The 13,828-nt window shown below is 41.7% G+C and carries 4 protein-coding genes, 1 tRNA gene, 3 rRNA genes and 1 pseudogene; all 9 read left to right on the top strand.

Features of this window, described 5'->3' with window-relative positions; translation table 11 throughout:
• Positions 1–65 precede the first annotated feature (65 nt).
• Positions 66–689, top strand: coding sequence for a DUF1361 domain-containing protein (locus G7084_RS07170; protein WP_166011329.1), 624 nt, complete (start codon positions 66–68; stop codon positions 687–689).
• A gap of 13 nt (positions 690–702) precedes the next feature.
• Positions 703–5,275 (top strand): annotated as a pseudogene (locus tag G7084_RS07165) (PolC-type DNA polymerase III).
• A 547-nt stretch (positions 5,276–5,822) separates the two neighbouring features.
• Positions 5,823–7,403 (top strand): 16S ribosomal RNA (locus G7084_RS07160).
• Between the two features lie 77 nt (positions 7,404–7,480).
• Positions 7,481–7,553: transfer RNA gene (locus tag G7084_RS07155), tRNA-Ala, on the top strand.
• Between the two features lie 255 nt (positions 7,554–7,808).
• A 23S ribosomal RNA gene (locus G7084_RS07150) occupies positions 7,809–10,722 on the top strand.
• Between the two features lie 93 nt (positions 10,723–10,815).
• Positions 10,816–10,932 (top strand): 5S ribosomal RNA (gene rrf / locus G7084_RS07145).
• The 16S, 23S and 5S rRNA genes sit together here with 1 tRNA gene alongside, the layout of an rRNA operon.
• Positions 10,933–11,288: 356 nt before the next feature.
• The gene (locus tag G7084_RS07140; protein ID WP_246163792.1) at positions 11,289–12,317 is read left to right on the top strand and encodes a DEAD/DEAH box helicase family protein; all 1,029 of its coding nucleotides are present in this window, start codon (positions 11,289–11,291) and stop codon (positions 12,315–12,317) included.
• Positions 12,307–12,981, top strand: a complete 675-nt coding sequence (locus tag G7084_RS07135) for a ComF family protein (RefSeq protein ID WP_166011325.1) — start codon at positions 12,307–12,309, stop codon at positions 12,979–12,981. Before G7084_RS07140 ends, G7084_RS07135 begins: the two co-directional genes overlap by 11 nt.
• Positions 12,982–13,119: 138 nt before the next feature.
• Positions 13,120–13,683: a ribosome hibernation-promoting factor, HPF/YfiA family gene (gene hpf / locus G7084_RS07130; protein ID WP_166011323.1), complete on the top strand. Its 564-nt coding sequence runs from the start codon at positions 13,120–13,122 to the stop codon at positions 13,681–13,683.
• Positions 13,684–13,828: the final 145 nt, after the last annotated feature.

The raw sequence follows: 13,828 nt of genomic DNA, 5'->3' as shown, positions 1-13,828 counted from the left end.
TTATGATGGAAAGAAATTAGTTATGTTAATGTAAATAAAAAGTATTTACACTGAGGGGAGTAGAAATGAAGAAAAACGAAATTACGATATTTGTGATCATTAATTTGATTGTTTTAGTGTTTTATGCCACGGTTTATGCTATCCCCTCTCGTTTTGGATTTTTAATTTGGAATGTATTCTTAGCATTGATTCCATTAGATGTGGCCCTAGTTAATAAACTTCTGAAAACGAAAGGACCTTGGATTTTGCGAGCCCTTTGTTTTTTGATCTGGTTAGCATTTTTTCCAAATGCCATGTACTTATTAACGGATTTTAGTCATTTGTCTGCCATTGGTACCGGCTTAGCGACACCAGGTCAGTATTTAAACTATGGAGTTCTTTTTACCGGAGTCTTCATTGGTATGTTAATTGGGCTAGCTAGTTTGGAGTTAATTGTTGAAACTTTGCCATTGCAAAAATGGTATTTCAAAATTCCGTTTTACGTTATTCTTGCAGTCGTTTCGAGTGCGGCGATTTATTTGGGGCGTTTTCAACGTGCTAATTCGTGGGACTTAGTGACCAATTTTAGAACTCTTTTAGATCAAGTTTCTTTTGTAATGAATCCAGATTTATATTATTTTGTATTGGTTTTTGGATTGGTTCAACTATTTATTTTCAGCGTCTATCATTTAATTTGGATACGCAACTAGGATGGAGGAAAAGATGAGCTTATCAGCGTCAGAACAATTTCAAGTATTAGCACAGCAATTACAATTTGAAACAATTCCACAAGGATTACAGGCTGCTGAGCTACAGAGGTTGGTTGTTCATGAAAATTCAAAGATATGGCAATTTAAATTTAATTTGCCGACACTTCCTCCGGTCCAAGAGACTGCCGAATTAGTTCAAAGACTCCAAGCTGCCTTTCAACATTTAGCAGAACCAGATTTTCAATTTAATTTACAGCGACAACCAACCGTTGAAGAGGTTGCTCAATATTGGAATTGGGTTTTACAAGTTCATCAAAATGAAAGTGGGGCTTTTAGGCCGGCTTTTAATCAGGTGGTGCTGGATGTTACGGATAATCAAATAAATTTGAAGTTTAATTCAAAGGCATGGTTACAATATGCTGAAAAAAAGGGAATGACGATTATTGCTGATACCTTTTATAAATTAGGATTACAAGATCCGCTACCGTTTAAATTACAGGTTGACGCACAACTAGTTCAAAGTTCATTGGTCCAAAGTCAGCAAAACCGCATGCAGGAACAAGCTGCTATGGCAAAGCAAGCCCAAGAAAATATGGCGGTACAACAAGCGGCTCTACGGCAACATCAGAAAGAAACTGAAAAAATTGCGGATCAACAAAAATCGCGGATTCGTTCCAAAGTGACAGAAAATTCGATTGGCAAGGGGATTCCAAATAATGTCATTGTAACTAAAATGGCTGATGTTCAAATGGAAGCTGATTTGGTTACTTTTGAAGGTTATGTTTTTGATAGTGAAGTTAGAGAACTACGTAGTGGTCGTAAGTTGGCGATTTTAAAAATGTCGGATTATACTGATTCGTTTATCTTAAAGAAGTTTTTAAATCAGGAAGCCGAAGAACCGTGGCTAAAAGATTTAAAAAATGGTGGTTGGTATCGTGTTCGCGGAAATATTCGCGAAGATTCTTTCAGCCATGACCTAACAATGATGTTTCGAGATATTGAGATGATCCCCGGTAAAAAAGCGCGTCAAGATGATTATCAAGGAACGGAAAAACGGGTTGATTTACAAGTTCACTCGATTATGTCTACGATGGACGCCACCAATGGAATTGGTGACTATATTAAAACAGCAGCGGATTGGGGGATGCGCGCATTAGCAGTAACGGATACTGCTGGGGCGCAAGCCTTTCCCGAGGCTTCAAGCACATCTAAAAAAATCAATACTAAGTTAAGTGAGAGAGTAACCCAACAATTTATTGCAGAAGCTGAAATTGATCCTTCAGATGAAACTGCCACGAAGAAATTTCTGGCAGAGCATCAAGCTGAATTAAGCGCATTTAAACAAGCTAAACATGCCCATTTTAAAATGATTTATGGGGTGGAAGTTAATCTGGTGGATGACTTTAGTGCTTTTGCCTTAAATGAAGATTCAACTAATTTAGACGATGCGATTTATGTTTCCTTTGACGTGGAAACTACTGGGTTAGCTCCTCGTTATGATAAAGTCATTCAACTATCTGCGGTTAAGATGCAACGTGGTAATGTTATTGGGGAATTTGATCAATATATTAATCCGCATGAAGCCTTAAGCCCCATTATTATGGATATCACGCACATTACCGATCAAGATCTGAAACATGCTCGTGAGGAAGCCGAGGTTTTTGCGGAATTTAGAGCCTTTTGTGGTGATGCAATTTTGGTCGGGCATAATGTGATTGATTTTGACGTGCCTATGGTTAATACGACCTATGCGCGCTTAGGCTTGGCTCCCATTGAAAATGTGGTGCTTGATACCTTGCCGTTGGCGCGGTTTGTGCATCCAGAAATGCGGCGTTTCACATTGAGTACTTTGGCCAAAAAGCTGGGGGTGCCTTTGGATCATGCCCACAATGCCATTTTTGATGCCACAGCCACTGGTCAGGTTGCTCGTAAACTTTTGCAGGCGATGCAAGAAAAATATGGCGTAAAAAATTCGCAACAATTAAATGAATATGCAAAGCAGGCGGAGGCGTGGCGTCATGAAAGGCCCAAGCGAGCAACCGTGTTAGTTAAAAATCAAATCGGTGTTAAAAATTTATATAAATTAATTTCTGAGGCCAATGTTAATTACCTCGCACGAGTTCCTCGGACGCCCCGTTCAATTCTGGAAAAGTATCGAGAGGGTTTGTTGGTTGGAACTGGGGATGCGAGTGGTGAGTTTTTTGAAACTTTGGAGCGTAAAGGGGTAGCAGCAGCTTTAGAAATTGCTAAATACTATGATTATATTGAAATTCAACCTCTCAGCAATTACACCCAAGAATTATCTCGAGAAATGATTAAAGGAACCGATCGGCTGAAAGAAATTATTCAAGATGCGATTGAGATTGGGAAACAATTAGATAAGCCGGTTATTGTAAGTGGAGACGCACATTATTTAGATCCTGAAGATGCAATTTATCGCAAAATTTTAATTAATTCACAAGGGGGGCAAACCCCTTAAATCGTTACCCATTACCAGATGTGCATTTTAAAACGACCCAAGAGCTCTTAGATGAGTTTGCTTTCCTTGGGGATAAAATGGCACATACAGTGGTGGTTCACAATACTAATCTCGTAGCAGATCAGATTGAGGATGTGGAGGCTATTAAAACTGGAAATTATCCACCTAATATGCCAACAGCTGAGCAAGAAATTCGTGATAAAACTTATCAAACAGCTTATCGAATGTACGGAAAACCTTTGCCGTTACAAATTGAAGCTCGAATTGAAAGAGAATTAGCTTCTATAATTGGGAATGGTTTCTCAGTAATTTATTTGGTGGCTCAGCGATTGGTGGCTAAATCGAATAAAGATGGATACCTTGTTGGCTCGCGGGGATCGGTTGGTTCCTCGTTAGTGGCGTTACTTGTCGGGATTACTGAAGTTAATGCCTTGGCGCCACATTACTACAGTCAAGCAGGTGATTACGTTGAATTTGTAGATCCGCGAATTTATGGATCGGGCTATTCAATCCCTATTAAGGTGTCACCAATTGATCAAAGTGATTTAGTTGGGGATGGACATAATATTCCTTTTGAAACATTTTTAGGATTTAAAGGAAACAAAGTCCCAGATATTGATTTGAATTTTTCGGGAGACTACCAATCTTTCGCGCATAATTATATGAAATCATTATTTGGTGAAAATAATGTTTTTCGGGCGGGAACTATCGCGACAGTAGCTGATAAAACGGCCTTTGGGTATGTTAAAGCTTATGAACGTGACTTGAATGAAAAGGTCCGAAAACAAAAGCAAAAAGATTTGGGCATTAGCAATTTAGACGATGTCCATCTGGCTGAAGAAGAGGTGGTTGCTTTTAAAACGGCTGAAATTGAACGCCTCGCTGCTGGTTCCACCGGAGTGAAACGTACAACAGGTCAACATCCAGCAGGAATCTTGATTGTGCCAGATGATATGGAAATTTATGATTTTACCCCGATCCAATTTCCGGCTGATGATGATAAAGCCAAATGGAAGACCACACACTTTGACTTTCATTCAATCCACGACAACATTTTAAAGATGGATATTTTAGGTCACGATGATCCGACAATGATTCGTGCTTTGCAAGATATGTCGGGAATTGATCCGACGACTATTCCTATGAATGATGAAGGTGTGATGAGTCTCTTTCAATCACCTCATATTCTGGGGTTAAAGCCGATAATATTTTTTCAAAAACAGGGACATTGGGTGTTCCTGAGTTTGGAACGGCCTTTGTTCGCGGAATGTTGCAGGAAACGAAGCCAACTAGCTATGCTGATCTATTGCAAATTTCGGGACTTTCTCATGGAACGGATGTGTGGCGTGGAAATGCTGATGAGTTGATCGAAAACGGGTTAGCAGATATTTCTACTGTGATTGGAACGCGTGATAAGATTATGACGGACCTCATTAATTGGGGTGTTAATTCTGAATCAGCTTTTCAAATAATGGAAAAAGTGCGAAAAGGAAAAGGTGTTTCTGAAGCGTACCAAGCAGAATTACGTTCTGCTGGGGTGCAAGAGTGGTATATTGAATCGCTTCAAAAAATTCAGTACATGTTTCCCCTGGCGCATGCGGCTGCGTATGTGTTGATGGCTTTACGAATTGCATACTTTAAGGTCTACTTCCCAACGTTATACTACGCTGCGTATTTTTCAATTCGAGCTAGTAACTTTGACATTGTGACGATGGCGCGGGGGTCACAAGCCCTGAAAGGTCGAATAATTGAGATTAATGGTCAGGGCTTAGATGCTTCAGCAAAAGACCGAGATCTAGTAACCGTTTTGGAAGTTGCTAATGAGGCAACGGAGCGGGGAATTGATTTTGGGATGGTCGATCTTTATAAGTCCGATTCTGAACAATGGATCATTGATGGCAATACTTTATTAGCACCGTTTAATGCGGTTCCTAGTTTAGGTGATAACGTTGCTAAACGTATTATTGCAGCTCGGGCTGAAGGCGAATTTTTATCGAAAGAAGATTTGGCTAAGCGTGGAGGGGTTTCTCAAACACTTATGCAGTTCTTTGAAGACAACGGAGTAGTAGACGGAATGTCTGATGAAAATCAGATGGCACTCTTCTAAAAAAGTTATATAAGGCGATAACCCCTTGAATTTGATTTAATCTAATTCAAGGGGTTTTAGGTTGGGTTGATCTTCATCCTTGTTAGAAATATCTATGTTGAAGTGTGATAGTTATTCTATCAGGATGGTGCGAAGCATCTCTATATTTTTTGAGATAACCGTCGTACGGTATGAGCCTTGATTACAAATCACAATATATGATCGTTCGTAAAATAAATGTGAAATTAGGAGTTGACGAACAATCGGATCTAAGGTATATTAATTAAGTCAGCTACGAACAACGCATATATGTGCAATGGTAACTGATAAAAATAATTAGTTGTTGACATTAAATCAGCTGCTTGTTATACTAATTAAGTTGTCTCGTAAGAGGTCAGCGAGTAGAACATTGAAAACTAAATAACGTTTCGATGAAACAAATGTGCAGGTGTGTCTCATATTTACAATATGGTAGATACAAACATTTGCGAAGTCAATTTCGCTAGTAAATTCGTTTAACATCTGTTAAACAACAAAAAAAGATTGAGTTATACTCAAGCTTCAATTTTAAATTGAGAGTTTGATCCTGGCTCAGGATGAACGCTGGCGGCGTGCCTAATACATGCAAGTCGAACGCACTGTGGTTGAAATGATATGAAGAACTTGTTCAGATTTGATTTTCAACATTGCAGTGAGTGGCGAACGGGTGAGTAACACGTGGGAAACCTACCTCTTAGCAGGGGATAACATTTGGAAACAAATGCTAATACCGTATAACAATTAAAACCGCATGGTTTTGATTTAAAAGATGGTTCTGCTATCACTAAGAGATGGTCCCGCGGTGCATTAGTTAGTTGGTGAGGTAATGGCTCACCAAGACGATGATGCATAGCCGAGTTGAGAGACTGATCGGCCACAATGGGACTGAGACACGGCCCATACTCCTACGGGAGGCAGCAGTAGGGAATCTTCCACAATGGACGAAAGTCTGATGGAGCAACGCCGCGTGTGTGATGAAGGGTTTCGGCTCGTAAAACACTGTTGTAAGAGAAGAATGACACTGAGAGTAACTGTTCAGTGTGTGACGGTATCTTACCAGAAAGGAACGGCTAAATACGTGCCAGCAGCCGCGGTAATACGTATGTTCCAAGCGTTATCCGGATTTATTGGGCGTAAAGCGAGCGCAGACGGTTATTTAAGTCTGAAGTGAAAGCCCTCGGCTCAACCGAGGAATTGCTTTGGAAACTGGATAACTTGAGTGCAGTAGAGGAAAGTGGAACTCCATGTGTAGCGGTGAAATGCGTAGATATATGGAAGAACACCAGTGGCGAAGGCGGCTTTCTGGACTGTAACTGACGTTGAGGCTCGAAAGTGTGGGTAGCAAACAGGATTAGATACCCTGGTAGTCCACACCGTAAACGATGAGTGCTAGTTGTTCGAGGGTTTCCGCCCTTGAGTGACGAAGCTAACGCATTAAGCACTCCGCCTGGGGAGTACGACCGCAAGGTTGAAACTCAAAGGAATTGACGGGGACCCGCACAAGCGGTGGAGCATGTGGTTTAATTCGAAGCAACGCGAAGAACCTTACCAGGTCTTGACATCCTTTGACCACTCCAGAGATGGAGCTTTCCCTTCGGGGACAAAGTGACAGGTGGTGCATGGTTGTCGTCAGCTCGTGTCGTGAGATGTTGGGTTAAGTCCCGCAACGAGCGCAACCCTTATTGTTAGTTGCCAGCATTCAGTTGGGCACTCTAGCAAGACTGCCGGTGACAAACCGGAGGAAGGCGGGGATGACGTCAAATCATCATGCCCCTTATGACCTGGGCTACACACGTGCTACAATGGCAAGTACAACGAGTCGCCAACCCGCGAGGGTGCGCAAATCTCTTAAAGCTTGTCTCAGTTCGGACTGTAGGCTGCAACTCGCCTACACGAAGTCGGAATCGCTAGTAATCGCGGATCAGCACGCCGCGGTGAATACGTTCCCGGGTCTTGTACACACCGCCCGTCACACCATGAGAGTTTGTAACACCCAAAGTCGGTGAGGTAACCTTTTATTAGGAGCCAGCCGCCTAAGGTGGGACAGATGATTAGGGTGAAGTCGTAACAAGGTAGCCGTAGGAGAACCTGCGGCTGGATCACCTCCTTTCTAAGGAAAATCGGAAACCTGCATCTTCGTTGAAACGTTATTTAGTTTTGAGTGTTCTACACTCAATTTAATTTATTGGGGAATTAGCTCAGCTGGGAGAGCACCTGCTTTGCAAGCAGGGGGTCAGCGGTTCGATCCCGCTATTCTCCATTAACACTTCGGTGTTAAATTAGTTCTTTGAAAACTGAATCATATATATAAATTTTAAAAATTTCAATTTTATTGAATACAATATAAATTGAACCGAGTAAATCAAGGGTTGATCATCGCAATGATGATTGACAGTGAATTACACCGCGTTATTTTTTGAGTTTTTAATTAGTTCATCACGATATTTATATCGTGGTAATCGCAAGCGACCGTAAGGTCGCATACTCAAACTTGAATCATCAACGAAAGTTGATCGGTTAAGTTATTAAGGGCGCATGGTGGATGCCTTGGCACTAGGAGCCGATGAAGGACGGTACTAACACCGATATGCTTCGGGGAGCTGTAAGTAAGCTTTGATCCGGAGATTTCCGAATGGGGGAACCCAACTTGTTATGCAAGTTATCACTAGTTGAATATATAGACTAGTTGAAGGTAGACGTTGTGAACTGAAACATCTCATTAGCAACAGGAGTAGAAAGAAATATCGATTCCGTCAGTAGCGGCGAGCGAACCCGGAAGAGCCCAAACCAAAGTGCTTGCACTTTGGGGTTGTAGGACTACCGTTGTGGAGTTACAAAATTGTATGTTAGTCGAAGTGGTTGGGAAGCCACGCGAAACAAGGTGATAGCCCTGTAGACGAAAGCAGACAATCTCCCGTGTAGGATCCTGAGTACGGCCGGACACGTGAAATCCGGTCGGAATCTGGGAGGACCATCTCCCAAGGCTAAATACTACCTAGTGACCGATAGTGAACCAGTACCGTGAGGGAAAGGTGAAAAGCACCCCGGAAGGGGAGTGAAAAAGTTCCTGAAACCATGTGCCTACAAGAAGTCAGAGCCCGTTAATGGGTGATGGCGTGCCTTTTGTAGAATGAACCGGCGAGTTATGATTACATGCAAGGTTAAGGTGGAAAGACCGGAGCCGTAGCGAAAGCGAGTCTGAAATGGGCGCCATAGTATGTAGTTGTAAACCCGAAACCAGGTGACCTACCCATGTCCAGGGTGAAGGTGTGGTAAGACGCACTGGAGGCCCGAACCTGTGCATGTTGAAAAATGCTAGGATGAGGTGTGGGTAGCGGTGAAATTCCAATCGAACTTGGAGATAGCTGGTTCTCTCCGAAATAGCTTTAGGGCTAGCCTCGGAATGTAGCGTATTGGAGGTAGAGCACTGTTTTGGTGCGGGGCCCATCTCGGGTTACCAAATTAAGATAAACTCCGAATGCCAATTACGTATGTCCGGGAGTCAGACAGTGAGTGATAAGATCCATTGTCGAAAGGGGAACAGCCCAGATCGTCAGTTAAGGTCCCTAAGTGTGTGTTAAGTGGAAAAGGATGTGGAGTTGCATAGACAACTAGGATGTTGGCTCAGAAGCAGCCACCATTTAAAGAGTGCGTAATAGCTCACTAGTCGAGTGATTCTGCGCCGAAAATGTACCGGGGCTAAACACACCACCGAAACTACGGGTGCCACGTAAGTGGCGCGATAGGAGAGCGTTCTATGGGCAATGAAGTCAGACCGTGAGGACTGGTGGAGCGCATAGAAGTGAGAATGCCGGTATGAGTAGCGAAAGACAGGTGAGAATCCTGTCCACCGAATGACTAAGGTTTCCTGGGGAAGGCTCGTCCTCCCAGGGTTAGTCGGGACCTAAGGCGAGGCCGAAAGGCGTAGTCGATGGATAACTGGTTGAGATTCCAGTACCAGGTGAACATGTTTGAACGATGGAGGGACGCAGAAGGCTAATGGATCCCAGCGACTGGAAGTGCTGGGTTAAATCACAAGTTTTGGGAGTAGTTAAATGCTTATCCCTATAAGAACAAGTGATGATGAGGATCGAAATAAAGTAGAGAAGTCCATGATGTCACGCTGCCGAGAAAAGCTTCTAGTTAGTGTTTACCTGCCCGTACCGCAAACCGACACAGGTAGTCGAGGAGAGAATCCTAAGGTGTGCGAGTGAACTCTCGTTAAGGAACTCGGCAAAATGACCCGTAACTTCGGGAGAAGGGGTGCTCAGCGCAAGCTGAGCCGCAGTGAATAGGCCCAGGCGACTGTTTATCAAAAACACAGGTTTCTGCAAAATCGAAAGATGACGTATAGGGGCTGACGCCTGCCCGGTGCTGGAAGGTTAAAAGGAGTGCTTAGCAATAGCGAAGGTGCGAATTGAAGCCCCAGTAAACGGCGGCCGTAACTATAACGGTCCTAAGGTAGCGAAATTCCTTGTCGGGTAAGTTCCGACCCGCACGAAAGGCGTAACGATCTGGGCACTGTCTCAACGAGAGACTCGGTGAAATTTAAATACCCGTGAAGATGCGGGTTACCCGCGACAGGACGGAAAGACCCCATGGAGCTTTACTGTAGCTTGATATTGAGTGCTTGTGCAGCTTGTACAGAATAGGTAGGAGCCGTAGAAATCGGAACGCTAGTTTCGATGGAGGCAATAGTGGGATACTACCCTCGTTGTATGATCACTCTAACTCACACCACTAATCGTGGTGGAAGACAGTGTCTGGCAGGCAGTTTGACTGGGGCGGTCGCCTCCTAAAAGGTAACGGAGGCGCTCAAAGGTTCGCTCAGAATGGTTGGAAATCATTCGTAGAGTGTAAAGGCAAAAGCGAGCTTGACTGCGAGACTAACAGGTCGAGCAGGTACGAAAGTAGGACTTAGTGATCCGGTGGTTCCGCATGGAAGGGCCATCGCTCAACGGATAAAAGCTACCCTGGGGATAACAGGCTTATCTCCCCCAAGAGTCCACATCGACGGGGAGGTTTGGCACCTCGATGTCGGCTCATCGCATCCTGGGGCTGTAGTCGGTCCCAAGGGTTGGGCTGTTCGCCCATTAAAGCGGTACGCGAGCTGGGTTCAGAACGTCGTGAGACAGTTCGGTCCCTATCCGTCGCGGGCGTAGGAAATTTGAGAGGAGCTGCCCTTAGTACGAGAGGACCGGGGTGGACGTACCACTGGTGTATCAGTTGTTCCGCCAGGAGCATCGCTGAGTAGCTATGTACGGATGAGATAAACGCTGAAAGCATCTAAGTGTGAAACTCGCCTCGAGATGAGATTTCCCATTCGAAAGAAGTAAGACCCCTTATAGATGATGAGGTAGATAGGCTAGAAGTGGAAGTACCGTGAGGTATGGAGCGGACTAGTACTAATGGTTCGAGGACTTAACCAAGTTGAATACGACGTGGTGGTTCAAGGTATGTTGTTAAAATTTATAAAAATATGATTCAGTTTTGAGGGAATTAACTCTCAACAATTAAATCCGTGTCGTGACGATAGCACTGAGGTCACACCTGTTCCCATCCCGAACACAGAAGTTAAGCTCAGTAACGCCAAAAGTAGTTGGAGGATCGCTTCCTGCGAGGATAGGAAGTCGCGACGCAAATTTATAGTTCATCATGTCTATGATGAGCTTTTTTGTTATATTTTTTTGAATTTGGTTTCTTATTATACATGAGGTTTAAAAAATGGGAAGAGTTATATGGATGTAAGGTGTTCTTAACTACAAGTGAGTTACAACAGTTTCAACGGACATGTTTCTATCAACAAGAAAAAAGGAATATTAAAATAAGAAACCCTTTTCAATCTGAAGTATGTCAGAGATGTTTTGGCCAAATTCAAAAGCATTGGTATTACCCTGAAACAAAGATTAAATATTGCTGGCATTGTAAAGAAATGGGAACCATTCGAAGTAACGATCATTTAATTATTTTGATCGATCCTAAAAGATATACAAATATGGAAAGAATTAATTGGAAAGGACATTTAACAGCCTCCCAACAAAAAATTGCAGATGAACACTTATTGGCCTGGGATCAACGAAGGCATCATTTAACGTACGCAGTAACAGGGGCTGGAAAAACGGAGATGCTTTATCCATTGATTAACCGAGCATTAGGCCTTCAAAAACGAATAGCTTTGGTAGCCCCGCGTATCGATGTTGTCTTAGAATTAGCACGTCGAATCGAAAAAAATTTTTCTGGTGAATTTTTAATTTTACACGGAAATCAACATCATATTAAATACAATCAACTCGTTATATGTACAATTCAACAGCTTATGAAGTTTCATCAAACTTTTGATCTCATTATAGTGGACGAAGTTGATGCCTTTCCGTTAATAGATAATTCAGCTTTAAAGCGGGTGATCGAAATGGCACGCGAAAAAGATGGAGTGATTCATTATCTATCTGCGACGCCAACAAATAAGTTGTTAAAAGAAGTAGGCCACGCTCAGGGAAAAGTATCATTCTTGGCCAAGCGTTATCATGGACACCCATTACCAAAAATAAAAATTAAATTCACTAGAAATTGGAGAAAAAAATTACCGCGAACATTAAACAGAGAGTTATTGAAATATCAGAAAAATAAACGTTATTTTTTAATTTTTGTACCGCAAATCACTGATTTATCATTAGTTAGTGCAATGCTCCCAAAGTCACTCCACGTTAAAACCGTTTATGCCAATGATCAGCAGCGAAGCGATACGATCGAAATGTTTCGCCGTGGTGAATTGCATGGATTAATAGCTACGACTATTTTAGAGCGAGGAGTAACATTTTCGCCATTAGATGTTTATATTCTTGGAGGAGAGGAAAGAATATTTACTTACGAAACGATATTACAAATGGCAGGAAGGTGTGGACGATCCGCTGATTTTCCCACTGGCAATGTTTGGATTTTTGCTAAAGATTTCTCTTTTAAAATGTATCGGGCGCAACAAGAAATTATCTTTCTAAATCGTATTGGAGTTCAAAATGAAATGTGAAGCTTGTCAAAATGATTTTTTCAAGAATTGGGATTTAACCACTTTTATTTTTAATCAAATTAAATATGATTCAGTCATTTGTTTCGAATGTCAGGAACAATTTATCAAAATTGGACCAAACTATTGTTTCGGTTGCGGAAAATATCAAACGATGTCCGACATGTGTATTGATTGTATGAGTTGGATGAGGAAGGGCCAAACATTATTACAAAACCGAGCACTTTATCGCTATAGTCAGATGATGAAATGGTTTTTCAGGGAATATAAATTTAAGGGAGGTTATCATTTAAGAACAATATTTTTGGGTGAATTAGAAACCTTGATTGAAGCAGAACGCATGATTGTAATAATTCCCATCGCGGCAAATAAGTTAAAGCAACGTGGTTTTAATCAAACTAAAGGTCTTTTGCAGGATCAAACCCATGGGTCAAATTTGTTGAGGTGTAAGCAGTCGTTTCAAACCACCCAGTCACAAAAAAGTCGTGAGCAAAGAATTCATACGCCGCAATGGTTTGAGTTAAACGTTGATCGAAGTGAAGTAAAAGGACAAATGATTACGTTAATTGATGATATTTACACCACTGGTCGCACTTTATATCATGCGGCTGATTGTTTATATGTAGCTGGTGCCAAAAATGTGAATTCAATTACATTAGTAAGATAAAAAAATGTGAACGGGTTTATTTATTAATCAATGTATGTTACAATGTTATTACAGGGAAGAAGAAAACGGTTTCATTCAGACCTGTGCGGATTGATCGTAACTTAATTAATCCAATAAAAAAGAATGGAGATTAACACTATGCTAGAATTTATTGTACGTGGTGAAAATATCGAAGTAACGGAAGCTATTAAGGCTTATGTCATTAAGCGTTTAACTCGCCTAGAGCGCTATCTTAATGATGATAATAAGTATGTGGCACACGTAAATGTGCGCTCATACCAAGAACGGACTTTTAAAATTGAAGTAACCATTCAGTTACCATATCTCCTTCTTAGAGCAGAAGATACCCAAGCGGATTTATATCAAGCAATTGATTTTGTTTCCGACAAGTTAGAGCGTCAAATTCGTAAGTATAAGACCAAAGTTAATCGTAAGTCGCGTGAAAAGGGGTATAAGGGAATTGCCACCTTTATGGATGAGACTTTGGATGATTCGCAATTAGATGAGGATCAGGATACTAAATTTGAAATTGTTCGAACAAAGCATCTTTCATTGAAACCAATGGATGTCGAAGAGGCCATCTTGCAAATGGATCTGTTGGGGCATAGTTTCTTTGTCTTCCAAGATGCAGAGAGTAATTTACCAGCGGTTGTTTATAAGCGTAAGGATGGTAAATATGCTTTGATTGATACCGATTTATAAAACTAAATTAAGCAAAAAATAGATCAGCGAAACAATTGTTAAATCAGTTGTGGCTGATTTTTTTTAGTATAATAGTAAGATAAACTATTAATAACCTAAATTAATGACTTTCAAAGCTTTGTGAACTAGGGACTGTTATAATTAA

The organism is Weissella coleopterorum, from assembly GCF_011304355.1.
Classification (GTDB): Bacteria; Bacillota; Bacilli; order Lactobacillales; family Lactobacillaceae; genus Weissella; species Weissella coleopterorum.
This window is presented reverse-complemented; position numbering and strand designations above follow the sequence as displayed.